General features: G+C 62.9%; 20 protein-coding genes and 1 riboswitch. Of the genes, 15 read left to right on the plus strand and 5 right to left on the minus strand.

The annotated features are described in order from the left end of the window. The first annotated feature begins 121 nt into the window (after positions 1-121). From ABVN19_RS12650 to ABVN19_RS12660, 3 genes are all read left to right on the plus strand, one after another. On the plus strand, positions 122-628 hold the full coding sequence (locus ABVN19_RS12650; RefSeq protein WP_028944327.1) for a sigma-70 family RNA polymerase sigma factor: 507 nt from the start codon (positions 122-124) through the stop codon (positions 626-628). After that, the gene (locus tag ABVN19_RS12655) at positions 625-1,602 is read left to right on the plus strand and encodes a FecR domain-containing protein (RefSeq protein WP_105642072.1); all 978 of its coding nucleotides are present in this window, start codon (positions 625-627) and stop codon (positions 1,600-1,602) included. The genes ABVN19_RS12650 and ABVN19_RS12655 overlap by 4 nt, the downstream gene beginning before the upstream one ends. 94 nt (positions 1,603-1,696) lie before the next feature. Next, positions 1,697-4,138: a TonB-dependent siderophore receptor gene (locus ABVN19_RS12660; RefSeq protein WP_105642073.1), complete on the plus strand. Its 2,442-nt coding sequence runs from the start codon at positions 1,697-1,699 to the stop codon at positions 4,136-4,138. Between the two features lie 141 nt (positions 4,139-4,279). Here ABVN19_RS12660 and thpR read toward each other — a convergent pair whose 3' ends face one another. Beyond that, positions 4,280-4,828: an RNA 2',3'-cyclic phosphodiesterase gene (thpR, locus tag ABVN19_RS12665; RefSeq protein ID WP_105642074.1), complete on the minus strand. Its 549-nt coding sequence runs from the start codon at positions 4,826-4,828 to the stop codon at positions 4,280-4,282. Positions 4,829-5,004: 176 nt separating this feature from the next. Here thpR and lpxO point away from each other — a divergent pair, with 176 nt between their 5' ends. The 4 genes from lpxO (at position 5,005) to ABVN19_RS12685 (ending at position 9,561) form a co-directional block, all read left to right on the plus strand. After that, positions 5,005-5,904: a lipid A hydroxylase LpxO gene (gene lpxO, locus ABVN19_RS12670; protein WP_028944323.1), complete on the plus strand. Its 900-nt coding sequence runs from the start codon at positions 5,005-5,007 to the stop codon at positions 5,902-5,904. Positions 5,905-6,035: 131 nt separating this feature from the next. Next, positions 6,036-6,380 carry a carboxymuconolactone decarboxylase family protein gene (locus ABVN19_RS12675; RefSeq protein WP_105642075.1) on the plus strand — a complete coding sequence of 115 codons (345 nt, stop codon included), beginning with the start codon at positions 6,036-6,038 and terminating at the stop codon, positions 6,378-6,380. An 83-nt stretch (positions 6,381-6,463) separates the two neighbouring features. Further along, positions 6,464-7,021, plus strand: coding sequence for a GNAT family N-acetyltransferase (locus ABVN19_RS12680; RefSeq protein WP_105642076.1), 558 nt, complete (start codon positions 6,464-6,466; stop codon positions 7,019-7,021). A gap of 85 nt (positions 7,022-7,106) precedes the next feature. Next, a riboswitch (cobalamin riboswitch) is annotated at positions 7,107-7,313 on the plus strand. 106 nt (positions 7,314-7,419) lie between these two features. Beyond that, on the plus strand, positions 7,420-9,561 hold the full coding sequence (locus tag ABVN19_RS12685; RefSeq protein WP_105642077.1) for a TonB-dependent receptor: 2,142 nt from the start codon (positions 7,420-7,422) through the stop codon (positions 9,559-9,561). A 106-nt stretch (positions 9,562-9,667) separates the two neighbouring features. Here ABVN19_RS12685 and ABVN19_RS12690 read toward each other — a convergent pair whose 3' ends face one another. Then, positions 9,668-10,582, minus strand: coding sequence for a LysR substrate-binding domain-containing protein (locus ABVN19_RS12690; protein WP_028944319.1), 915 nt, complete (start codon positions 10,580-10,582; stop codon positions 9,668-9,670). Positions 10,583-10,680: 98 nt separating this feature from the next. On the opposite strand from ABVN19_RS12690, the gene ABVN19_RS12695 reads away from it, so the two are divergent. The 7 genes from ABVN19_RS12695 (at position 10,681) to ABVN19_RS12725 (ending at position 19,363) form a co-directional block, all read left to right on the plus strand. After that, complete coding sequence (locus ABVN19_RS12695; protein ID WP_028944318.1) at positions 10,681-11,772, plus strand: tartrate dehydrogenase; 1,092 nt, start codon at positions 10,681-10,683, stop codon at positions 11,770-11,772. Positions 11,773-11,967: 195 nt separating this feature from the next. Next, complete coding sequence (locus ABVN19_RS12700) at positions 11,968-13,566, plus strand: BCCT family transporter (protein WP_105642078.1); 1,599 nt, start codon at positions 11,968-11,970, stop codon at positions 13,564-13,566. Between the two features lie 195 nt (positions 13,567-13,761). Next, complete coding sequence (locus ABVN19_RS12705) at positions 13,762-14,883, plus strand: ring-hydroxylating oxygenase subunit alpha (protein WP_028944316.1); 1,122 nt, start codon at positions 13,762-13,764, stop codon at positions 14,881-14,883. Between the two features lie 51 nt (positions 14,884-14,934). After that, a complete protein-coding gene (locus ABVN19_RS12710) occupies positions 14,935-16,383 on the plus strand; it encodes an NAD-dependent succinate-semialdehyde dehydrogenase (RefSeq protein ID WP_105642079.1) in 1,449 nt (482 codons plus the stop codon). Between the two features lie 59 nt (positions 16,384-16,442). After that, positions 16,443-17,414, plus strand: coding sequence for a PDR/VanB family oxidoreductase (locus tag ABVN19_RS12715; protein WP_028944314.1), 972 nt, complete (start codon positions 16,443-16,445; stop codon positions 17,412-17,414). Between the two features lie 145 nt (positions 17,415-17,559). Next, positions 17,560-18,645, plus strand: coding sequence for a helix-turn-helix transcriptional regulator (locus tag ABVN19_RS12720; protein ID WP_105642080.1), 1,086 nt, complete (start codon positions 17,560-17,562; stop codon positions 18,643-18,645). A 19-nt stretch (positions 18,646-18,664) separates the two neighbouring features. Then, entirely contained in the window at positions 18,665-19,363 is a 699-nt protein-coding gene (locus ABVN19_RS12725; protein ID WP_028944312.1) for a YoaK family protein, read from the plus strand. Between the two features lie 3 nt (positions 19,364-19,366). Here the strand turns inward: ABVN19_RS12725 and ABVN19_RS12730 are convergent, their stop codons facing one another. Beyond that, positions 19,367-19,717, minus strand: coding sequence for a hypothetical protein (locus ABVN19_RS12730; protein ID WP_028944311.1), 351 nt, complete (start codon positions 19,715-19,717; stop codon positions 19,367-19,369). A gap of 199 nt (positions 19,718-19,916) precedes the next feature. On the opposite strand from ABVN19_RS12730, the gene ABVN19_RS12735 reads away from it, so the two are divergent. Beyond that, positions 19,917-21,746, plus strand: a complete 1,830-nt coding sequence (locus ABVN19_RS12735) for an SLC13 family permease (protein WP_028944310.1) — start codon at positions 19,917-19,919, stop codon at positions 21,744-21,746. On the opposite strand, the gene ABVN19_RS12740 is transcribed toward ABVN19_RS12735, so the two are convergent. Next, positions 21,718-22,425 carry a DUF3313 domain-containing protein gene (locus tag ABVN19_RS12740; RefSeq protein WP_028944309.1) on the minus strand — a complete coding sequence of 236 codons (708 nt, stop codon included), beginning with the start codon at positions 22,423-22,425 and terminating at the stop codon, positions 21,718-21,720. The genes ABVN19_RS12735 and ABVN19_RS12740 overlap by 29 nt on opposite strands. Next, positions 22,418-22,741: a hypothetical protein gene (locus ABVN19_RS12745; protein WP_051270552.1), complete on the minus strand. Its 324-nt coding sequence runs from the start codon at positions 22,739-22,741 to the stop codon at positions 22,418-22,420. The genes ABVN19_RS12740 and ABVN19_RS12745 overlap by 8 nt, the downstream gene beginning before the upstream one ends. Positions 22,742-22,759: the final 18 nt, after the last annotated feature.

The following is a 22,759-nucleotide window of genomic DNA, read 5'->3' on the forward strand; positions in this document are numbered from 1 at the left end:
GTACTTGCCGAGGGGCCGCACATGCGGCCCTTCACATTTGTGGGAATCGAGTAATTGCGCTGTCAGACCGGAGACAGGTAGCATTGAGAACGATTCACACTAACGTCTGGACAACCAACCGGTGCAAACCCCGTCTACCCGCAAGCTGGGCTTTTTCTTCAGCGACCATCACCGGTGGCTCCTGCAGCACATCCACAAACGCCTGCGCAATCGCGCCGACGCCGAAGACACCGCCGCCGAAACGTTCTGCCAGATGCTCGCTGCCCGGGTCGACCCGGAGAGCATCCAGCAGCCGCGCGCCTACCTCTCGACCATCGCCCGGCGCCTGATCTTCGACCGTCACCGCCGCCGGCAACTGGAGCTGGCCTACCTTGAACGCTTGTTGGCACTGCCTGAGCCGCTGGCACCGTCCCCGGAAGAGCAATTGCTGCTGATCGAAGCGCTGGTGACCATCGACCAGCTGCTCGATGGCTTGCCGATGATCGTCAAGGCTACCTTCCTCTACAGCCAGCTGGACGGCCTGAGCTATGTAGACATCGCGCGCAAGCTCGAACTCTCCGAACGCACGGTGAGCCGCTACATGAAGCAGGCCCTGCAGCAGTGCTACCTGAGCGAACTGGCACCATGAACCAACCGCGCCTGGACTCGGCCGCCGAAGGTGCCATCGACTGGATGGTGCGCCTGAGCGCCGGCAACACCGACGCCACGTTACAGGCGCAGTTCGATCAGTGGCTGGCCAGCGACCCCGGCCACGCCTTGGCTTGGAAGCGCCTGCAAGACCGCCTGGGCGGTGCCTGCCAGACCGTGCGCAGCCTCGACCGCCGCGCACCGGGCCAGGCCGGGGAAGCACGCCGGGTGTTGCTGCAACCCACCACGACACGCCGTGACGTGCTGCGCAGCGTTGCCGCCCTCGGGGTGTTGGGTGGCGGATTATGGCTGGGCGCACGCAGCCAGATGGGCGAATCGCTGTTGGCCGACATGCGTACCGTCCGTGGTGAACGACGCAGCTTCAACCTGTCCGATGGCAGCCGTCTGAGCCTCAATGCCAACAGCGCCGTCGACCTGCAATTCGATGACCGGCAGCGGCTGCTGATTCTGCGCCAGGGTGAGCTGGTGATCCAGGTCGCCAGCGACCCTCGACGGCCGCTGCGCGTGCGCACCGCCCAAGGCGAAATGCGTGCGCTGGGCACCCGCTTTCTGGTCAATCAGGAAGCTGGGGCGACCCGCTTGGTGGTACTTGAACACAGTGTGCGGGCCAGCCTGTTCAATGGCGCCGAGCGCGATGTGCAGGAAGGCCAGGCCGCCCTGCTGCTGCCTCAGCGAATCGAAGCACTGGGCGATGGCGAGGGCTATCGCGCCGACTGGCTCAATGGGCGCTTGAATGTGCTCCATGACTCACTCGACGCGGTGGTCGAGGCGCTGCGCCCCTATTACCGGGGCTTTGTCCGGGTCGAACCCGAGGTACGCGGGCTGCGGGTGCAAGGTGTATTCCCGCTGGACGAGCCGCAGCGCGCCTTCGCAGCGCTTGCCGAAACCCTGCCGGTACGCATCGATCACTACAGTCCGTGGCTAACGTTGATTCGGTCGAAAAATCCGTCTTGAACAACTATTTATGAAAATCACTCGTATTTGTGTCCGGTTTTCATTTCTCGTCGCACCTATCTCCTGACAACGCCAACATAATCGGGAGAAATCCGTGCTCAACCCTTGGTCCCACGCCCTGCCTGTCGCCGTGGCCCTGGCCACGCTGGCCAGCGCTACCCACGCCCAGGAACAGACCCTGAGCTTCAACTTGCCCGTCGCTTCACTGGCCAGCACCCTGAACGCCATCGCCAGCCAGAGCGGGCGCATCGTGTCGCTCGACCCGGCGCTGGTGCAGGGCAAGCGAGCGCCTGCCGTCAGCGGCCGTATGAGTGCCGCCCAGGCCATGCAAACAGCCCTGGCCGGCAGCGGCCTGCAGTTGCTGGTGACCGAACAGGGCAACTTCAGTGTGTTGCCCGCTATTGATACCGGCGATGCCCTGGAACTGGGCGCTACCAGCATCAACGACAGTAACCTGGACGCCACCACCGAGGGCTCGGGCTCCTACGCCGCACGGGCGACCACCATTGGCAAGGGCAGCCACAGCCTCAAGGAAATTCCCCAGTCAGTCTCGGTGATGACCCGCAAGCAGATGGACGACCAGGACATCGTCGACCTCAAGGACGCCGTCAACAAAACCACCGGTCTGGTCGGCCTGCAGGGCGTGGGCCCGGGCTTGATCATCTCCTCGCGCGGTTTCCAGATCGATGACTGGCAATACGACGGCGTACCGATTCCGCGCAACACTTACTCGTTGGGCAACTGGGCCACCCAGGACCTGATCTTCTTCGACCGCATGGAAGTGCTGCGCGGCGCCTCCGGCCTGCTGCAAGGCACCGGCAGCCCGGGTGGTGCAGTCAACCTGGTGCGCAAGCGCGGCCAGAGCGCCCCGACCGTCACACTCACCGGCAAGGCCGGCAGCTGGGACCACTACGGCCTGCAACTGGATGCCGGCGGCCCGCTGAACGACGCCGGTACCGTGCGCGGACGCTTTGTGGCCGATGAAGACCAGAGCGATTCGTTCATCGACTACGAGTGGAGCAAGACCCACTCGCTCTACGGCGCCCTGGACTTCGACGTGCGTGAAGACACTACCCTGGGCCTGGCTGTCAGCCGCTCCGACGCCGAGTCGCGCCCCATGCTGCGCGGCCTGCCGCGTTATACCGACGGCAGCCCCCTGGACGTATCGCGCTCCACCTTCAGTGGTTCGCGCTGGAACCATTCGGAAATCGACGTCACCACCCTGTACGCCGACCTCGAGCACCGCTTCAACGACGACTGGAAGTTTCGTGTTGCCGCCCTGCGCATGAGCGAGACCAACACCTCGGCTCACCAGCGTGTGCAAACCACCGGCGAGGGCCTGGAGTTCGACGGAAGCGGCATCACCTACGCCGACTGGGTGACTGACTTCGACTCCACCAAAGTCGGCGTGGACATGAACGTGGTCGGTCGCTTCGAAGGTTTCGGCCTGGAGCAGGAAGTCACCCTGGGCGGCAACTACTCCAAGCTGACCACCGATGACCTGATGGCGCGCACGTTCAATGAAAGCGACGACACCCTCTTCGATATCGATCACCACCGCCCTGACATCGACTACGACAGCCTGCTGGCCAACGCAGGTGGTCGCGGCATCGGCAGTGCCTATGACGTTCGCCAGAAAGGCCTGTATGGCAGCTGGCGGGTCAAGCTGGCCGAGCCATTGACGCTGGTGCTGGGCACACGGGTGAGCTGGTTCGACCAGACCTACGAATCGACCAACTACGCCCCCTTCACCCATGCCGCCACGGTCAACGCACCAAGCACCCTCACGGAGTCCGGCGAAGTCACTCCGTACGTGGGCATTGTCTATGACCTGAGCCGCGAGTGGGCGGCGTACGCCAGCTACACCGACGTGTTCGTGCCGCAATCGGAGCGTGACGCCTCGGGCTCGGTGCTCAAGCCGATCATTGGCAGCAACTACGAGATGGGTATCAAGGGCGAGCTGTTCGACGGACGGGTCAACACCTCGCTGGCGGTGTTCCACCTCGACCAGGAAAACCGCGCGACCCAGGACCTCGCGTCCGGCTTTGCCTGCGACGACTGGTACTGCTCCACCGCCTCCGGCAAGGTCCGCAGCCAGGGCATCGAGGCAGAGATCAGCGGCGAAGTACTGACCGGCTTGCAACTGTTTGCCGGCTACACCTACAACACCACCAAATACCTGGATGACCCGGACAACGAAGGCAAGGTGTTCAGCACCTGGACGCCCAAGCACATGCTGCGGGTGTGGAGCGACTACCAGTTGCCGGGCGACTGGAGCAAGGTCAGTGCCGGCCTTGGTTTTACCGCGCAAACCCACACCCTGGGCTACGAGCACACCTACGATGTAGCCGGCTATGCCGTGTGGGATGCGCGTGTGGCGTATCAGCTGACACCTGAAGTAAGCCTGGCGGTCAACGGCAAGAACCTGTTCGACAAACGCTACTACGTGGCGGCCTACAACCAGCTCAATGGCAACAACAACTTCGGTGAGCCGCGCAATTTCATGTTTACCGTGAAGTACACCCCGCAGTTCTAGATCGCATCGAGGGGAGACGTCACCACGACCGCCGCGCGGCCGATCGCGGCCGCGTTCCTCGGCAGCGGCTACAAGCGCCTGTAGCCGCTGGCGACAGCCTGCGACCGGCCGTGCAACGGTCGCAGTTCAGGCAACCATTCTTCAGGCCTGAACCTCCAGCGGCCATTGCGCCAGCGGCAGGTAGCGACCCCTGCGCGACTCGTACAGGGTGAAGTGCCGTGCACGCAAAATGAAGTCTGCCGCGATCTGCGCCTCCGGCACCGGGCCGTGGTAGTCGCGGGCCAGGGTAAGGTGTGGCCGGTACTCTCGCGGAGCATCGGTAAAACCCAGGGGTAACATGGCCTGCTGCAGGGCGTATGCCAATTGGCGCAAGGCGGCAGGTGGCTGTGTTGGTACCAGCACCAGGGCTTTGGCTGGGCGCCACACTTCCAGCCGGTCGAGCATCACCGTCAACGGCTTTTGCGGCACCTTGACCTGAGCGGCGGCCGCCAGGATCGCCGGCAATTGCGCCGTGGCGACCGAGCCCAGAAACATCAGGGTCAGGTGAAAATTGACCGATGGAACCGGCCGCCCAAGGCCGCTGCCCAGTTCATTGCGCCAGCGGGCGATGTCCCGGCGCTGCGCGGGCTCGCACGCCAAGGCGAAGAACAAACGCTTGAATGGTTCGCCGGATTCCAGTGTTTCTACCATTACCTCTTCTCTCCCTGTTTGCCTCGAACCTTGAGCTTAATCGCTACAGCAAACCTTTGCGTGTGGGACTAATGTCGGGCGCTGGATCAGTAACATTTAGTACAAACTACAGGCCCGATTGTTTATGCTGGCTGGCTTATGCCATGGCGCATCGCCACATCGACAAGTATCCGCCCATGAAAATTTTTCTTGTTCTGTTGTTTGTATTCTCGATTGCCTACGTCCACTTTCGTGGTCGTGTGCGGCACAAAGTCACCCGTCAGCTGGGCGATCACTCAAGCTTCCTGGCGCCGGTAAACGTCTTCCTCTACTTGTTTTCCAAGCTCCCGGCCAAACCCTACCTGCCGGTCGAAAGCTTTCCCGAACTCAAGCCGTTGCAGGACAACTGGCAAGAGATTCGCGCCGAGGCCCAGCAGTTGCTGCATGTGGGCGAGATCAAGAGTTCGAAGAACTACGACGACGTCGGCTTCAACTCGTTCTTCAAGAGTGGCTGGAAGCGTTTTTACCTGAAGTGGTACGGCGAGAGCCATCCGTCGGCCATGAAGCTGTGCCCGCGCACCACCGAACTGCTGCAAGGCATCGGTACGGTCAAGGCAGCCATGTTTGCCACCCTGCCGCCCGGTTCCAAGCTGGTTCGCCACCGTGACCCGTATGCCGGCTCCTACCGCTACCACCTGGGCCTGGATACCCCCAACGATGACGCCTGCTATATCTGCGTGGACGGCGAGAACTATGCCTGGCGCGACGGCGAGGCGGTGGTGTTCGATGAGACCTACATCCACTACGCCAGCAACCAGACGGAGCACAACCGCATCATTCTGTTCTGCGATGTCGAGCGCCCCCTCAAGTACCGCTGGGCGACCGCGTTCAACCGCTGGTTCAGCCGCAAGGTGATGGCTGCTGCGGCAGCCCCCAACGATGCCGGTGACAAGACCGGGGGCATCAACCGCCTGTTCACCCGTATCTACAAGATCCGTGAGCGTGGCAAGGCGATGAAAAAGCGCAACCGTACCCGCTACTACCTGGAGAAATGGGCGGTAGTGGCTGCGCTGGTGCTGGTGTTCATCTACATCTGATGGCCTGTAGGAGCGGCGGTGCGTCGTCTCCTACCAAAGTCCTACCGTTTCAGGCCCATCGACCAACGGCGCCCCGTCGATTGAAAAACTAGCTTCACTGTTCATGTTGCCAACAGCACAAGGTGAAGACGATGAGCATGATGGACTGGGACGCCTACCGTAAGCAGTTGATGGCCGGTATCGGCGACCTCAAGCAACTGTCCCCCGACACGGTCAACGGCTATATGACCGCCAGCGGCGCCGGGGCCAAGACCAACCACCTGGATGCCAAGACCCGTGAGTTGATCTCGCTGGCCGTGGCCGTGACTACCCGCTGCGACGGCTGCATTGCCGTACACTCGGCGCAGGCGGTCAAGCAAGGCGCTACCCGTGAAGAAATCGCCGAGGCACTGGGCGTGGCCGTGGCCATGAATGCCGGTGCGGCGCTGGTGTATTCGGCGCGGGCGATGGATGCGGTAGGCAAGGTCGACATCTGAACGTATGGGAGCCGGCCTGCACAAACAGTTGCATGCCGGCTCCAACACTTTCAGACTCGCGGTTCACGTTGCCAGGAACCGCCATGATTACCCTCCGCCCCATGACCGCCGCTGATTTCGAACACTTCTGGCCGACCTTCCAGGCCATCGTCAGCGCCCGCGAAACCTATGCCTTCGAACCGGCCCTGAGCCAGGAACAGGCGCGTCATTTGTGGCTGGAGTCCCCGCTGCACACCCTGGTGGCCGAGGAGGATGGCGAACTACTTGGTTCCTACTACCTAAAGGCCAATGCCGCCGGCCCCGGCAGCCACGTGAGCAATTGCGGCTACATGGTCTGCGAGGCCGCCCGCGGTCGTGGCGTGGCACGCCTGATGTGCGAACACTCCCAGCAGTTGGCACGCCAGCAGGGCTTTTTGGCCATGCAGTTCAACTCGGTGGTGTCGAGCAATGAAGCGGCCGTGGCCTTGTGGCAGAAGCTGGGTTTTGAAATCGTCGGGCGCCTGCCGAGGGCGTATCGCCATGCCCGGCTCGGGCTGGTGGACAGCCTGGTGATGTACAAGTGGCTGGAAGAGCCTGCACAGCCGAAACTGATCGGGCGCAAGAACATCGAGGCGGTGGTGTCGCGAAAGCGCGGACGCTGACCCTCATTTTTCGTGGGGCGACGTCTCGACTTGCCCCGCGATGCATTTGCGCGTAACGCATTGACTGCAAAGGCATTCGATGTTCCCATGCGCGCCAGTTTCAGGTGTCCTGCGCCGCCGTGCGCAGGGTGAAACGGGAAGCCGGTGCGTCACTTTCGTGACTAGTCCGGCGCTGCCCCCGCAACGGTAAGCGAGCGAAGCCTTCGAAACACCACTGTGCCTCGGCATGGGAAGGTGAAGGCCTTCATGACCCTCGCAAGCCCGGAGACCGGCCTGAAGCTTTGTTTGGCAACCCCGCGGTGGGCGGGCGCAGGCCGGGTTGCGTTCGCCTGCGCGCGCAATTCCTCCATGCGTTGTTCCCTCCGGGATTCATTCATTCCTGTTGATTGTGGAACGACATGTCCCGTAACTCCAAGCTTCACTCCCTGGCGGCCAATGCCCTGGCCCCCTGCCTGGCACTCTCGCTGCCGGCCTTCGCTGAAGAACACAGTCCTTCTGCCCTGGCCCTGCCTTCAACGGCCATCACCAGCACCAGCGACAACGACCCGATCAGCCTGGCCACGCCCCTGCCCGCCGGTTCACGCCTGAACCTGAGCGCCATGGACACGCCGGCCAGCACCAGCAGCCTGGGCGCCGAGGCCATTGACGGTCGCAACAACAGCACCGTGCAAGCTGCCGTCACTCGCTCCCCCGGCATCACCTCTGTGGGCACGCCGGGCAACGGCAACACCGCGTTGTCGGCGCGCGGCTTCACCGGCCACGGTTCGGTGATGACCCTGTTCGACGGTTCGCGCATGTACACCGGCGCCGGCACCCAGACCTTCCCGGTCGACCCGTGGATGGTCGAGCGTATCGACATCATCCGGGGGCCGGCTTCTGTGCTGTACGGCGAAGGTGCTACGGGTGCGGTGGTCAACGTGATCCCGAAAAAACCCTTTGCCGGCGACATCCGCAACCACCTGCGCCTGGGCTACGGCAGCGACGACCGTCAGCAACTGGGCCTGGACAGCGGCGGCTCGCTGAGCGAGCGCCTGAGTTACCGGATCACCCTCAATGACCAGCACGGCAATGGCTGGGTCGACCGTGGTGACTCCAAAAGCCGCGCCATGAGCGCAGCGTTGCGCTTCGATGCCAGCGACGACCTGAGCTTTACCCTGGCCCACGAGCGCGGCGATGCCGAGCCGATGAACGACTTCGGCACGCCGCTGATCGACGGCCACTCCCGCGACAGCCTGCGCAAGAAGAACTACAACGTGCGCGATGACGTGCAGCGCTACCACGACGAATGGACCCGCCTGAACACCGACTGGGCCATCAGCGAGTCAATCAGCGCCAGCAACCAGCTGTACTACATCAAGAGCCGTCGCCACTGGCGCAATGCCGAGGACTACACCTGGCACAGCGACCTGGGGCAACTGGAGCGTGGCAGTTACCTGGAGATCAAGCACCACCAGGAGCAGATCGGCGACCGCCAGAGCTTCACCTTCGACCACGCGCTGTTCGGCCTGGCCAGCAAGACCGTGGTCGGCGCCGAATACAACCGCATCCGCTTCGGCATCGACAGCAACTCACCGTATAACGACATCGGCGGCGACTACATCGACCCGTGGAACCCGGCACCGGGCTACTTCCACAGCCAGGACCCGACCCGCCCGCAAACCCGAAGCACCACCCGCACCTTCGCCCTGTTCGCCGAGAACCGCACCCAACTGTCGGAGCGCTGGTCGCTGGTAACCGGCATCCGCCGCGACCAGAACCACATCGACCGCGACAACCTGGTCAACGACACCCGCAGCGACCGCAGCCTGGGCGGTGGCAACTGGCGCGCCGGCCTGGTGTTTGCCGTTACGGACGAACTGTCGCTGTACGGTCAGTACTCCACCAGTGAGGACGGCGTCAGCGACCTGATTACCTTGAGCCCGACCCAGCAGAACTTCGACCTGACTGAAGCCAAGCAGACCGAGTTCGGCCTCAAGCAACTGTTCTGGGACGGCCGTGGCGAATGGACCCTCGCGGCCTACCATATCGTCAAGAAAAAGCTGCTGGTCGATAACCCAGTCACCCACCTCAAGGAACAGGCCGGACAGCAGACCTCGGAGGGTCTGGAAGCCACCCTGGAACTGGCCCTGGCCAACCAGTGGCAGGTCTCGGCCAATGCCTCGGTGGTACGCGCCAAGTATGACGACTTCGACCAGACCGTGGGCGGCCAGACGGTTTCACGCGCCGGCAACCACCCGAGCAACGTACCACGGCGCACTGCCAACCTGTGGGTGAACAAAGGGTTGGGCCATGGCGTGGATGCCGGCATGGGCCTGCGTTATGTCGATGAGCGTTATGCCGACACCGCCAACTCCCAGACCGTACCAGGCTTTACCGTGGTCGATGCCAACCTGGGGTGGCAGGTGCTGCCGGATGTGCGCCTTGGGTTGCAGCTGAACAACCTGCTCGACCGGCGTTATGCGGCCGTCGCGCACAGCAGCGAGCAGTGGATCATGGGTGAGCCTCGGTCGTACTTTGCGACCCTGGACTACAGCTTCTGAGTTGATCGGGACTGCTGCGCAGCCCATCGCCACCTCGTTCCTCGGCAGCGGCCACAGATTGCCGACCAGGCTCCTGTGGCCGCGCAGCGCTCGTACAAACACCGCACTACAGTGACGGCAGGCTGTACCGCTCGGCGAAGTACTGGCGAAAAAACTCCACCGCTACCCGCACCTTGGCCGAACTGGCCAAGGGCGAGGTGTACACCGCCCAGATATCCGCTGGCTGGTGATACTCCCCCAGCACCTGCACCAGCCGCCCATCGGCCAGGCTGTCATGCACATCCCACCATGAGCGCAGCAAGATTCCCCGCCCGTCCAGGCACCATTGGTGCGCCACTTCGCCATGGTTGCTCGACAGGCTGCCAGTCACCCGTACGCTTTCCTCGCCATTGGGCCCTTCCAGCTGCCAGATGCCGAAGGGATGATCGCGCTCCTTGATCACCAGGCAATCGTGGCTGGCAAGCTCGGCCAGCACCTTTGGCGTGCCCCGCCGCGCCAGGTAGGCGGGGGAAGCACACAGCACGCGTCGATTCTTCGCCAGTGGCTTGGCGATCAGGTTCGGCGCAATCACGTTGCCGACACGAATATCCAGGTCAACGCCCTCCTCGATCAGGTCCACCAGGCGATCATGCACATCCAGGCGGATATCCAGGCGCGGGTAGCGCTCGGCCAGCTCCGACAGGGCCGGCGCCACGAAGCGACGACCCAGGCCCAGGCTGCTGGCGATACGCAACTGGCCCGCCGGCTCGCGGTGCTGGGCGCTGATGTCGTCGCCCATGCGTTGCACCGCGTCGAAGATCTGCTGCGCCCATTGGTACACCCGCTCGCCCTCCTCGCTCACCGTCACCCGTCGGGTGGTGCGGTGCAGCAGGCGCACGTCAAGGTCCTGTTCGAGTACGCGGATGCGCTTGCTGATGAATGCCGGCGACATGCCCAGCGCTTCGGCCACTGCCGCGAAGCTGGCGCGCTTGGCCACCTGGATAAAGATATTGAGGTCGTCGAGGCTAGGAAGATTATTCACGTTTCGTACACTAAGAATCCATGAAAGGCGAGATTATCTCTGATTAAAGCCCTTATAGCATGGCTCGCATCTGTTCCCTAGACAACGAGTGCGCCCCCATGAGCAAGACGTTCAGAATCGCAGCCATCCCAGGCGACGGTATCGGCAACGAAGTTCTTCCCGAAGGTATCCGCGTGGTCGAGGCCGCTGCCCGCAAGCACGGCCTGGACATCAGCTTCGAATTCTTCGAGTGGGCCAGCTGCGACTACTACCTGGCCCACGGCAAGATGATGCCAGACGACTGGTTTGAACAATTGAAGGACTTCGACGCCCTGTACTTCGGCGCCGTCGGCTGGCCCGACAAGGTTCCGGACCACATCTCGCTGTGGGGCTCGCTGCTCAAGTTCCGTCGCGACTTCGACCAGTACGTGAACATCCGCCCGGTGCGCCTGTTCCCGGGTGTACCGTGCCCACTGGCCGGCCGTGAGCCAGGCGACATCGATTTCGTGGTGATCCGCGAAAACACCGAAGGCGAATACTCGTCCCTGGGCGGGCGGATGTTCGAGAACACCGAGAACGAGTTCGTGCTGCAAGAGTCGGTGTTCACCCGCCGCGGCGTGGACCGCATCCTCAAGTACGCTTTCGACGTGGCCCAGACCCGCGAGCGCAAGCACGTCACCTCGGCAACCAAGTCCAACGGCATGGCCGTGAGCATGCCCTACTGGGACGAGCGCACCGCCGCCATGGCTGCCAATTATCCGGATATCAGCTGGGACAAACAGCACATTGATATCCTCTGCGCCCGCTTCGTGCTGCAGCCGGACCGCTTCGACGTGGTGGTAGCCTCCAACCTGTTCGGCGACATCCTCTCCGACCTTGGCCCGGCCTGCGCCGGCACCATCGGTATCGCGCCATCGGCCAACCTCAACCCCGAGCGCAAGTTCCCGTCGCTGTTCGAGCCGGTCCACGGTTCGGCCCCGGACATCTACGGCAAGAACATCGCCAACCCGATCGCGATGATCTGGTCCGGTGCGCTGATGCTCGACTTCCTCGGCAACGACGGCAGCGACCCGCGCTACCGCGCCGCCCACGACGACATCCTCAAGGCCATCGAGCAGGTCATCGCCGCCGGTGACACCACCCGCGACATGGGCGGCCAGAAATCCACCCAGCAGGTGGGTCAGGCGATCACCGATCTGGTCCAGGCGTGATGTCCGCCGGGGCCGATTATCAGAATTGTCTGACAAAACGCCCCGGCCCCTCTTGCGAGCGGCGTGGATTGAATGCAAAATCTGTTAACCAGAAGATTCACGTTAACTTTTAGTTAACGGCCAAGGAAGGAGCGAGACCGCAACACCCCGGTTGCCTGCCGGGTATATAAGTACGCCAACGTCCAGGAGACGATGATGTCGCACAAGAATAAAAAGATTGATGTGTTCCTGATCACCGTGAGCCTGATAGCCGTGCTGCTCACCGTGATTGGCCTTGCAGCCTTCCCGGGCCAGGCCGAAAGCGCGGCAAACCAGTTGTTCGAGCTGTCTACCCGCACCTTCGGTACCAGCGTCCAGGTACTGGTGTTCGGTAGCTCCCTGGCCGTGCTGTACCTGGCCTTCAGCAAATACGGCAACATCCGCCTGGGCAGTGGCAAGCCCGAATACGCCACCGCCACCTGGGTGTTCATGTTCATCTGCGCCGGCATGGGGTCCTCGACCCTCTACTGGGGTGTGATGGAGTGGGCCTACTACTACCAGACCCCAGGCCTGAACATCGCCGCAGCCACCCCCAAGGCGCTCGAGTACAGCATCAGCTACTCGTTCTTCCATTGGGGCATCAGTGCGTGGTCGATCTATGCCCTCGCCTCGCTGGCCATGGCCTACCACTTCCACGTGCGCAAGAAGAGCGGCCTGAACCTGGCTTCGATCGTCGAAGCAGTGACCGGCTTCAAGGCCACCGGCCCTGTGGGTCGCAGCGTCGACCTGATCTTCCTGCTGACCATGATGGGCGCCTTGACCGTATCCCTGGCCCTCACCGCCTCGACCCTGACCCGCGGCCTGCATGACCTGGCCGGCACCCCGGACACCTTCACCGTGCAGTTGATGGTGATCGGCGGCGTGGCGGTGATGTTCTCGCTCAGTTCCTACATCGGTATCGACGGTGGCCTGCAGCGCCTGAGCAAGATGGTCTGCATCGGTGCGCTGGTGTTTGCGCTGGTGGTACTGCTGGTCGGTCCGACCCAGTTCACCATCAACAACACCGCCAACTCCATTGGCCTGATGATCCAGAACTACGTTCACATGAGCCTGTTCACCGACCCTGCCGGTGACGGCGCCTTCACCCGCAACTGGACGGTGTTCTACTGGCTGTGGTGGGTGTCCTACGCACCCGGCGTGGCCATGTTCGTGACCCGCGTGTCGCGTGGCCGGCAGATCAAGGAAGTGGTCCTGGCCCTGCTGATGGGCGGCAGCTTCGGTTGCTGGTTCTTCTTCGGCGCGTTGGAAAGCTACAGCATGCACCAGTTCATCACCGGTGCCGTGGATGTGCCGAAAATGCTCAGCGAGCAAGGCGGCGAATCGGCGGTGACCCACCTGCTGCTGGCATTGCCGTGGGGCCAGGTGTTCCTGGGCGTGTACCTGTTCATCATGGCGATCTTCTGCGCCTCGCACATGGACGCCGCGGCCTATGCGGTGGCGGCCACCAGCACCCGCAACCTGCGTGAAGGCGACGACCCGACGCCCACCCATCGCCTGTTCTGGTGCGTGGTGCTGACCCTGGTGCCGCTGGCCATGCTGTTTGCCAAGGCTTCGCTGTCGACCATGAAAACTGCCGTGGTACTGACCGCGATCCCGTTCATGGTGATCCTGCTGGTGAAGATCTACGGCTTCTTCAAATGGATGTTCGAAGACTACGGCCAGATGCCGGCCTTCCGCATCGAAGAAGAAGCGGCGCGCATGGCTGGTGAGGAACCTGCCGAGAAAGCGCCACGCAGTGCCGCTGCCGTTCACTAGAAAACATCCCTGATGTGGGAGAGGGCTTGCCCCGCGATGCGATGGGTCAGTGATGACCCGATCGCGGGGCACGTCGAGACGTCGCACCGCCGCTCCTAACAGGTAGAAAGGCAGGTAAATTTTTTTGCCTTGCTTGTTAACTGACAGATACGCGTTAACTGATAACTAAAAAACCGAGCTTGTGAGACCCCAACCATGAATGACTTCAAACGCCTGCCCGCCGATTTCTGCGCCAACGCCGAAGAGGCGTTCACCATCCCGGCCAACTTCTACACCCAGGCCTCGGTATTCGAGCACGAGAAAGAAGCCATCTTCGCCCGTAGCTGGATCTGTGTCGGCCATCGCAGCGAAGTCGCCGAGAACAATGCCTACATCACCCGTGAAGTGATCGGCGAAAGCATCATCGTGGTCCGTGGCCGCGACAGCGTGCTGCGCGCCTTCTACAACGTCTGCCCGCACCGTGGCCACCAGTTGCTCAGCGGCAGCGGCAAGGCCAAGAACGTCATCACCTGCCCGTACCACGCCTGGACCTTCAAGCTCGACGGCGAGCTGGCCCACGCGCGCAACTGCGACAACGTGGTGAACTTCGACAAAGAGAATTCGACCCTGGTGCAACTGCGCGTCGAAGAATACGCAGGCTTCATCTTCATCAATATGGACATGGACGCCGGCACCGTCGAAGACCAGTTGCCAGGCCTGCAAGCGCGCATGCGTGAAGCCTGCGGCGTGATCGACGACCTGCACCTGGCCGCGCGCTTCGTCAGCGACACCCCGGCCAACTGGAAGTCGATCGTCGACAACTACCTGGAGTGCTACCACTGCGCCCCGGCCCACCCAGGCTTCTCCGACTCGGTGGACGTCGGCCAGTACAGCCACAGCATGCACGGCAACTGGACCCTGCAGTACGGCCTGGCCAAACCGTCGGAGCAATCGTTCAAGTTCGACGAGTCGGTGAAGGACCCCTCGTTCGCCGGCTTCTGGGCCTGGCCGTGCACCATGTTCAACGTGCCGCCAGGAGCGAACTTCATGACCGTGATCTACGAGTTCCCGGTCGATGCCGAAACCACGCTGCAGCACTACGACGTCTACTTCCTCAACAAGGACATCACCGAAGAACAGCAGAAGCTGATCGACTGGTACCGCGAAGTGTTCCGCCCTGAAGACCTGCGCCTGGTAGAGAGCGTGCAAAAAGGCCTGAAGTCCCGCGGGTATCGCGGCCAGGGCCGGATCATGGCCGACCGCGAACGCAGCGGCATGAGCGAGCACGGCATCGCCCACTTCCACAACCTGATCGCCGTTGCCCACCTCGACGACTGACAACCGGCGCGGCAGGCCTCGGAGCCTGCCGCGCGCTTCGGAGTACCTTGCGTGAATCTCAACGACAACAAGCTGTTCCGCCAGCAGGCCTACATTGCCGGGCACTGGTGCGACGCCGATGACGGTCGCAGCCTGGCGGTGACCGACCCTGCCAACGGCAACCTGCTGGGCAACGTGCCGCTGATGGGCGGCGCCGAAGCGGTGCGCGCCATCGAGGCCGCCGAAGCCGCCCTGGCCGACTGGCGCGGGCGCACTGCCAAGGACCGCGCGCAGATCCTGCGCCGCTGGTTCGAACTGCTGCTCGAACACGAGCAGGACCTGGCCCGCCTGATGACCTTCGAACAAGGCAAGCCGCTGCACGAGGCCCTGGGCGAAATCCGCTACGCCGCCTCTTTCGTCGAGTGGTTCGCCGAAGAAGGCAAACGCGTGTATGGCGACGTGATCCCTAGCCCCTCCAGCGACAAGCGACTGCTGGTAATCAAGCAAGGCATCGGCGTATGCACCGCCATCACCCCGTGGAACTTCCCGGCGGCGATGATCACCCGCAAGGTCGCCCCGGCCCTGGCCGCGGGCTGCACCATGGTGGTCAAGCCGGCCAACGAAACCCCGTTCTGCGCCCTGGCCCTGGCCGAGCTGGCTGAACGTGCTGGCGTACCTGCGGGCGTGTTCAGCGTGGTCACCGGCGATGCTCCGGCCATTGGCGCGCAGTTCACCGGCCACCCTTCGGTGCGCAAACTGAGCTTTACCGGCTCCACCCCGGTGGGTCGCCTGCTGATGGGCCAGTGTGCCGAAACCATCAAGAAGGTCAGCCTGGAGTTGGGCGGTAATGCGCCGTTCATTGTGTTCGGTGATGCCGACATCGACGCCGCCGTCGAAGGCGCGCTGATCGCCAAATATCGCAATGCCGGGCAAACCTGCGTGTGCGTCAACCGCTTCTATATCCATGACAGCGTCTATGCACAGTTCAGCGAACGCTTCATCGAGCGCGTACGCCAGCTGGGCGTCGGCCACGGCAGCGTCGAAGGCACGCAGATCGGCCCGCTGATCAGCGACAAGGCGGTGGCAAAAGTACGCAGCCTGATCGACGACGCAGTCGGCAAAGGTGCCGAGCTGGTGCTCGGCGGCCAGGCCCACGCCCTGGGCGGCAACTTCTTCGAGCCCACCGTGCTGGCCAATGTCGGCCCCGGCATGGAGCTGCTGGAGGAAGAGATCTTCGGTCCGGTGGCAGCCCTGGTGCGTTTCAGCACCGACGAGGAAGTCGTTACCCTGGCCAATGCTACCCAGTACGGCCTGGCAGCCTACTTCTACAGCCGCGACATCGCCCGGGTATTCAAGGTGGCCGAACAGCTGGAGTACGGCATGGTCGGCGTCAACACCGGCCTGATCTCCAACGAGGTCGCGCCGTTCGGTGGCATCAAGCAATCGGGCCTGGGCCGTGAAGGCTCCAAGTACGGCATCGAAGATTATCTGGAAATCAAATACCTGTGCCTCGCCATCTGAGCGCACCGGTTCCGGGACGCGGCAGGGCCTGCCGCGTGCCCCTGAAGTCGAGGTGAATCATGGCCAACAAATATGAAATGTTCAGCGTGCGGGTCACCGACGTACAGCAGGCAACCCCGCTGATCAAGCGCTTCACCCTGGCCCGCGAAGACGGCGCAGCGATGCCCGCCTTTACCGGTGGCAGCCACGTCATTGTGCAGATGCAGGGTGCCGACGGCAGCCAGTACAGCAACGCCTACTCGCTGATGAGCGACCCGCGCGACACCCGCAGCTACCAGATCGGCGTGCGCCTGGAAGAGCAGTCCAAGGGCGGCTCGGCGTTCATGCACCAGCACGTGGAAGTCGGCACGCAATTGACCATCTCGACGCCCAACAACCTGTTCGCCCTGGACGCCAGCGCCGGTCGCCACGTCATGATCGCCGGTGGCATTGGCATCACCCCGTTCATGGCCCAGCTGCACGAGCTCGAAGGCGGCAGCACCGACTACGAGTTGCACTACGCCTTCCGCGCCCCCGAGCACGGTGCGTTCCAGGACCAGCTGGAAAGCGGCCCCCATGCAGGCAATACCCGTTTCTACATCGACAGCCTCGAGCGCAAGCTGGACCTCACTGCCCTGTGCGCCGGCCTGGCCGACGATGCTCACTTGTATGTATGCGGCCCCAAGCCGCTGATCGATGCGGTGATCGCCACGGCCGCCAAGGCCGGCATCGCCGAGCAACGCGTACACTGGGAACAGTTCGCCGCCGCCCCGGTCACCGGCGGCGCCTTCACCCTGGTGCTGGCCCGTTCCGGCACCGAACTGCAGGTTGAAGAAGGCATGAGCATTCTCCAGGCCATCGAAAAGTCCAAGGCTGCCAAGGTCGAGTGTCTGTGCCGTGAAGGCGTGTGCGGCACCTGCGAGACGGCGATCCTGGAAGGTGAAGCCGAGCACTATGACCAGTACCTGAGCGATGAAGAAAAAGCGGCGCAGCAGAGCATGATGCTCTGTGTTTCCCGTGCTCGTTCGGCGCGTTTGGTGCTGGATCTTTGATCGTTATCGCGGGGCAAGTCGAGACGTCGCACCGCCGCTCCTACAACAGGATCAGGCTTGCCCCGCGATAGCTTGACCGTCAACCCAAAGTTTACAGCTTAGGTATACTGGCAGGCTCTTGGCCCCGATCAGGACACCCTGCCCCATGATGGAAAACAGTTTCGCCTTCCGCCTCAAGGAACTGCTCGAGTATCACAAGCTGACCCTGCAAGCCGTGGGAACAGCCTTGGGAATCTCCCGCACGGCAGTACACAAATGGACCCGTGGCGGCGAAATCGACTACGACAACCTGCGCAAGCTGGCCGAGTTCCTCAAGGTCAACTGGATCTGGTTGCGCTACGGCGAAGAAGCGCTGCAGAACGTCCAGCAGCATCAGGTGGTCGAGCTGCCAATGACCGACCTGCGCCGGCGCTACACCGCCGAGATCATGGAGAGCGAAACCCGCATGAAGCTGGCCCAGGAAGGCGCGCGGATCGTCACCTGGGAGTGGAACCTGATCAGCGACGAGGTCACCTACTCGCCCAACGTCGAACAGGTGTACGGCTGGCCGGTCACCCGCAACGAAGACTTCTGGGCGCACCTGCCCGAAGAAGACATCACCCACATGCAACAGCTGTACGCCCAGGCCGTGGCCGAAGGTACCGGCTGCGAATGTGATTTTCGCATTACCCGTCCCGACGGCGAGCAGCGCTGGATTTCTTCCCGCGCGACCGTGGTGCGTGACAGCGCCGGCCGCTCGGTGAAGATGGTCGGCATCAGCATGGACAACACCGAGCGCATGGTCGCCGAAGCCAAGCTGCGCAACAGCGAGGAGCGCTTTCGGGCCATCTTCGAGCTGGCCTGGGGCGCCCTGGCCTACATCGACCCCGATGGCACCTGGCTGCGGGTCAACAACAGCCTGTGCGAGTTGCTCGGCTACCGAGCCGAAGAACTGTACGGCCTGACCTTCCAGTTACTGACCCACCCCGACGACCTGGACGCCAACCTGCAACTGCTGCAGCGTCTGCTGGCCGGTGAGATCAACCGCTATGAGGTACAAAAACGCGTTCGCCACAAGGATGGCCGCTACATCTGGGTCCGCGCCCGCACGTCGTTGCAGCGCCGCCCCGATGGCGAACCGGATCACCTGATCAGCGTGTTTGAAGACATCAGTGCCGAACGCCGCGAACACGAGCGCCTCGAAGCACACATCACCAGCCTCGAAGCACGCCTGGCCCAACAGAACGTTTGACCCGCACGGAGGACAGCGGATGCTTCCGGGAACCTCGTACACCTCAGCCCGGGCGTTGCACACGGCCAGGCTGCGCGGCAAGGTCGGGCTGTACTTCGTCGCCGCGCTGTCGGTGCTGGCGGGCATGACCGACGCCATCGGCTTCATGGCCACCGGCGATTTTGTCTCGTTCATGAGCGGCAACACCACGCGCCTGGCGGTCTCGCTGGGTGAAGGTGAGTGGGGCATGGTGCTGCGCATTGGCGCGCTGTTGCTGGCCTTCGTGCTGGGCAACGCCCTGGGCGTGGTGATTGCCCGCTTGAGTGGCCGCCGGCCCTGGCCGCTGCTGTCGATGATCGCCATCCTGCTGGCGGTGGCCGGGCTGCTGCCGCTGGCCTGGCCATTGCCGGCGCTGGTCACGGCAGTGACGGCCATGGGCATGATCAATGCGGTGGTCGAGGAAGTGAACGGCCTGCCGATCGGCCTGACCTACGTTACCGGCGCGCTGTCGCGTTTCGGCCGTGGCCTGGGCCGGGCGTTGTTGGGCGAGCGCCGGCAAGGCTGGCGGGTGCAACTGATTCCCTGGACCGGAATGTTCGTTGGCGCCATCGCCGGTGTATTGCTGGAGCAGGCCTTCGACCTTGCCGCCCTGCTGTTCAGCGCAGGGCTTGCTGCCGCGCTGGGATTGGTCTCGTTGAAGATTCCCCGGCGCTGGCAACTGCGCTACATGCCGCGTTGAGCCTTACAGGCAAGTTGCCAGGGCCGCCATCCGGCGCAGGGCGACGCTGTCGTTTTTCTGGGCGTAGTAGCTGACAGCACTGGTTGCACCCTGGGACTGAATATCGGCGAACGATTCGGCCTCACGGGTGTAGACGGTGAAACCGCCCTGCTTGTTGGGCTCCAGGTAGCCGCTGGCGTCGACGCCGAACACCGCCTCGTCCTGCCAGCCGAACTGGATGCACTGGGCCACGCGGTCGGCGGGCTTGGCTGAGCTGAAGCTCTTGGTCGGCGCCTTGGCCCGCGCCGCCTCCATGGTCGAAGACGCACACCCGGCCAACAACGCTGCAGCAACCACCGCGATAACTACCCGCATGAAACACCCCTGTCGTAAAAAACGCCGACTGTACCACTGTGGGAGCAGGCTTGCCCCGCGATGCGATGTGTCTGTGAGATAGCTATCGCGGGGCAAGTCGAGACGTTGGACTGCCGTTCCCACAGGCGCCTGCAACAAATCAACAAACCGAAACGCAGTTTCTGCCAGACTTTGCAGCTTCACGTATCAGGAAGATTGCATGAACGACGAACTGCTCTGGGTGCTGGGGTTGCTGTTTACCTGCGTGGCCCTGTTCATCGCCAACCGCCCGCGCATGGACGTGGTTGCCCTGCTGGTGATCGTGGCGCTGCCACTGACCGGCATTCTCAGCGTTCAAGAAGCCCTGGCAGGCTTCAGCGACCCCAACGTGGTGTTGATCGCGGCGTTGTTTGTCATTGGCGAAGGCCTGGTGCGCACCGGCATTGCCTACCGCATTGGCGAGTGGATGGCCGACCGGGCCGGCAACAGCGAGGTGCGCCTGCTGGTGCTGTTGATGGTCTGTGTGGCCGGCCTGGGGTCGGTGATGAGTTCCACCGGGGTGGTGGCGATTTTCATTCCGGTGGTGTTGAGTATTGCCGCGCGCATGAAGGTCTCGCCCAGCCGCCTGATGATGCCGCTCAGTTTCGCCGGTTTGATCAGCGGCATGCTCAGCCTGGTGGCCACACCGCCCAACGTGGTGGTACACAGCGAACTGGTGCGCCACGGTGAGCCGGGCTTCAGCTTTTTCAGCTTCACCCCGTTCGGCCTGGTGATACTCGTGCTGGGCGTGGGCTATATGCTCCTGACCCGCCACTGGCTCAGCGGCGAAGTACGCAAGGACGGCAGCCCGCAAACGCGCCGTACCCTGCTTGACCTGGTCATCGACTACAAGTTGGCCGGCCGTGAACGGCGCCTGCGCGTGCGCCCCGGCTCACCGCTGATCGGCCACAGCCTGAGCGAACTGAAGCTGCGCACCGTGCATGGCGCCAACGTGGTCGGTATCGAGCGCCAGCACAAGTTCACCACCCGAGTGATCAGCCCCGACTCCAGCACCACCGTGCATGAAGGTGATGTGCTGCTGCTCGACCTGTTCGCCCCGCGCGACGACCTGCGCAGCCTGTGCCAGACCATGAAGCTCGAACCCCTGCACTTCAAGGCTGCCTACTTCATCGACCAGTCCCATGCCGTGGGTATGGCCGAGGTGGCAGTGGTGCCCGGCTCGCAGTTGATCGGTCAAAGTGTGCTGGATCTTAACTTCCGCAGCCGCTGGGACCTGAACGTGGTTGGTTTGCGCCGCGGCCAGACGGCCATCGAAGAACAACTGGTGGAAGAAAAACTCAAACTTGGCGACACCCTGCTGGTGATTGGCCCGTGGAAGGCGGTGCGCCAACTGCAAGCCCAGCCCAAGGACTTCCTGGTATTGAGCCTGCCCGCAGAAGTCGACAACGTGGCCCCGGCCCTGAACCAGGCACCCTATGCCTTGATCAGCCTGGGGGTGATGGTCGGCCTGATGATCAGCGGCGTGGTGCCCAATGTCATCGCCGCGCTGATCGGTTGCCTGCTGATGGGCGCCGGGCGTTGCATCGACATGAACAGCGCCTACAAAGCCATTCACTGGCAGAGCCTGGTGCTGATTGTCGGCATGCTGCCCTTTGCCCTGGCCCTGCAGAAAACCGGCGGTATCACCCTGGCGGTGAACGGACTGGTGCAGGTACTTGGCGAGGCCGGGCCCTACATGATCCTGGCCTGCCTGTTCGCCATCACCGCGATCATCGGTCTGTTCATCTCCAACACTGCCACCGCGGTGCTGATGGCGCCGGTGGCGATCAGTACCGCCGAGCAATTGGGCGCCTCGCCCTACCCCTTTGCGATGATCGTTGCCCTGGCGGCCTCGGCGGCGTTCATGACACCCGTCTCATCACCGGTGAATACCCTGGTACTGGGCCCCGGCCAGTACCGCTTTGCCGACTTCGTCAAGGTCGGGGTGCCCTTTACCGTGCTGGTGATGGTAGTCAGCGTATTCATGGTGCCATGGGTGTTTCCGCTGTGAGGGCAGCGATTTTCTGCTGTTTGAGCATTTCGGCAGCCTGGCGCCAGTCCTGCGCCCAGCCATCGAGCACCACCTTGAGGTTATCGGCGGTCATCACCTGATCGTCGTTCTCAAGCGGCAGGCCGGTGCCCTTGCGGACCACTTCGGCTACCACCGCGCGGGTCCCGCCATCAAGAAACGCGGCTTCGGTGGCGATCTCGCTGTCCAGGTCGCGGATGCCCACGGCGCTGCTCACCCCGGCGGCCACCAATGTCACCGGCAGGTATTCATAGAAATGCAGCGATTGGGTGTGGGCGCCAACCGAGGTAATCGCCGGGCGAATGATCAAGGTGTTGGGGCCCGGTTGCTCGACCAGCGTCAACACCTTGCCCAGCTCTCGCTTGAGTGCTGCATCGTAGTAGGTCGTTACTGCCGCCAGGGTCGAGGCCGGAATCCGCTCGCTGGGCTTGGGGGGCGGGTAGAACCGGCTGGGGGCGATGTAGACCTGGTTGTAGCGCTCGATATGCAAGTTGGGGCTGACCCAGCGCAACACCGAATCCCCGGAGGCCGTCTTGAGCTCGCGCAACTGATCATAGTTGCGCAAGAAGCCGGAATACTCCTTGGGCGATACCTTGTTCTGGCTGCAACCCACCATCAACAGCGACAGGCACAGTGCTGGCGCGATCATTTGTTTACGCATGGCGTGGACTCCCACTGTGTTTTTTTCCAGGCCGCGACGCGGTGCCCGAGCGCTCGACGTTCAATTGCCCGCTGGCCATGATCCAGTGCACCAGCTCCGCCAGCGGGACCTTGTAGCTGTACTCCATCCACTGACTGCTGGCGGGGCTGAAACGCTCGAAGTAATGGCTGAGGATCACGTGGGTCCCTTCACTGCACAGTTCCAGGCGCGAATCCTGGTAATTGAGCAGCGCATTGCGCCACAAATCCTGGGTGCGCAGGTCAAGGGTCAGAGACTGGCTGCAGTCGAGGCCGTCGATCGGGTGTTGTGCCGACATGAAAAATTCCCTTGTTAT

This window comes from Pseudomonas vranovensis (assembly GCF_040438935.1).
In the GTDB taxonomy this organism is placed as follows: domain Bacteria; phylum Pseudomonadota; class Gammaproteobacteria; order Pseudomonadales; family Pseudomonadaceae; genus Aquipseudomonas; species Aquipseudomonas vranovensis.